Here is a 1,677-nt window from a genome sequence, read left to right as displayed (position 1 = left end):
GGACAGGGCCTGCATCACGGCCCGCAACTGAGCGGGAAGACAGCAGACCGAACACCCGTTGGGGAGGTTGAGCGTCACCGTGTCGGCGTCGTTATTCCCTGGCATAACCCGGCGCGCAGGAATGAATGCGGCGGTAGCGGCCACGGTAGCGTCATCGTGATGATGTTTGAGCCAGTAATAAAAGGTGGCCGGGTTCAAATCGTGTTGCCGGCAATAGTGTTGTTTAGTTAATCCGCTCTGTTGCCAGGCGTCGAGATGCTGTTGCCGTTCACGGTGAGAATGCCGTTTTGCCATATTTTACCTCAGGTTCGTTTTATTGAGTGAGGGCAGCATGTGGCAGCAGAGTTTTGTTAACAATATGAGTTTGCAGGACGCTTACATTTCTTCCTGCTCTAACGGTGTGTTATCGAACATAACGCACCTCCACGACCTTTTGATGGAACTGATTAAAATAACACTTACCTGATTGCTTAATGTGCTGATCTTCAAGGTGGGAATTGCTAAACTTGCTGATAGCCATGTCGTTAGTTTCCTTAACGCTGTGGTTAGCCCCTGTCTGGTAGTCGGATACCTTTCAGGGGCGAAACGTGATGAGTATGAGATTTTGTGATAGGGTACGTACCTATAAAACCCAGCATAGTTAAAAAGGTACGTACATGTCAACGATAAAACGTGATACGAAGAAATCTTCATCAACAGGTAAATCTCCGACCTTCCAGATACGGATCTCCCCTGAGTTGCGCGAACAGCTTGATGAGGTAGTAGCGAAAGAAGGTGTCAGTCTCGGAAACTGGTTTAAAGAGCTTGCCCGTAAAGAGCTTCGCAGGCAGGGGATTGAGCCGAAGGGGTAAGGTTTAGCTGGTTAGCAGGACAAACAATCAAGGGAATGGATGATGGATAAAAGAGCACTACTCTTAAAATCAGGGCTGACAGTCAGGGAACTACTTCGCCTGAAAAATAATTATGTCTATGTAAAAAGTGATGATTTCAAATTTAACACTCCAACGAAGAAAGCTGAATCCTTTACAGACTATGTTTTTATCGTTACTCGTTTATGCTGGAAAGCAATGTATCTCCCTGTCTTCATGAGTCTATTTTTTTCTATTTATGATTTTTATAAAAATGGGAATGTGGTTGCGAGCACAACAGTGTTTTTTATTATTTTTTCTATAATTGTTTTTTGCGTGTTAAAGGTTGAGGGTAATTTTTATAATATACGAATAACCACGGTTGTAAAATTAATTAAATTTAGATTGGTAATTTTTTTTACTAACTGATTTTATTTCAATCTTATCCAAATTCGAGATTAGTTATTGGAAATGTTTGTGCGAGGGAGTGCATATGAATAAAAGAGTGCTAATCTTAAAATCAGGATTGAGTGTCAGGGAATTAATTCGCCTGAAAAATAACTATGTAGATACAAAAAACAGGGCTTATGGAAAAAATATAAAAATAAAAGACATTGAATCTTTTTCTGATTATATTTATTTCATCGCATATCTGTGCTGGAATCAAATTCTGATGCTTTTTCTTATGTCTGTGGGGTTTGCTATTTATGGTTACTATGAATATGGTGTTGTAATAAATCTGTCTCTTATACACATCTGAAAAAAAAAACTCCCCGCTGACGTACTGTTGGAGTGATCTAGGTGGGCGATTCGTACCAAGAATATCGAA

3 protein-coding genes are annotated in these 1,677 nt (G+C 40.7%); 2 read left to right on the top strand and 1 reads right to left on the bottom strand.

Going from position 1 to position 1,677, the window contains the following annotated elements:
* Positions 1–294: IS66 family insertion sequence element accessory protein TnpA (gene tnpA / locus BIY29_RS19825; protein WP_240630255.1), on the bottom strand; the 294-nt coding region annotated here is incomplete at its 3' end.
* Positions 295–656: 362 nt separating this feature from the next.
* Here tnpA and BIY29_RS19820 point away from each other — a divergent pair.
* Positions 657–851 carry a type II toxin-antitoxin system HicB family antitoxin gene (locus BIY29_RS19820; protein WP_039273700.1) on the top strand — a complete coding sequence of 65 codons (195 nt, stop codon included), beginning with the start codon at positions 657–659 and terminating at the stop codon, positions 849–851.
* A 490-nt stretch (positions 852–1,341) separates the two neighbouring features.
* Positions 1,342–1,608 carry a hypothetical protein gene (locus BIY29_RS19810; RefSeq protein ID WP_121576712.1) on the top strand — a complete coding sequence of 89 codons (267 nt, stop codon included), beginning with the start codon at positions 1,342–1,344 and terminating at the stop codon, positions 1,606–1,608.
* The last annotated feature ends 69 nt before the right edge of the window (positions 1,609–1,677 follow it).

The sequence above is a fragment of the Brenneria alni genome, assembly GCF_003666245.1.
Taxonomy (GTDB): Bacteria; Pseudomonadota; Gammaproteobacteria; order Enterobacterales; family Enterobacteriaceae; genus Brenneria; species Brenneria alni.
The sequence above is the reverse complement of the archived record's forward strand: the minus strand, read 5'-3'. Positions and strand labels throughout refer to the sequence as shown.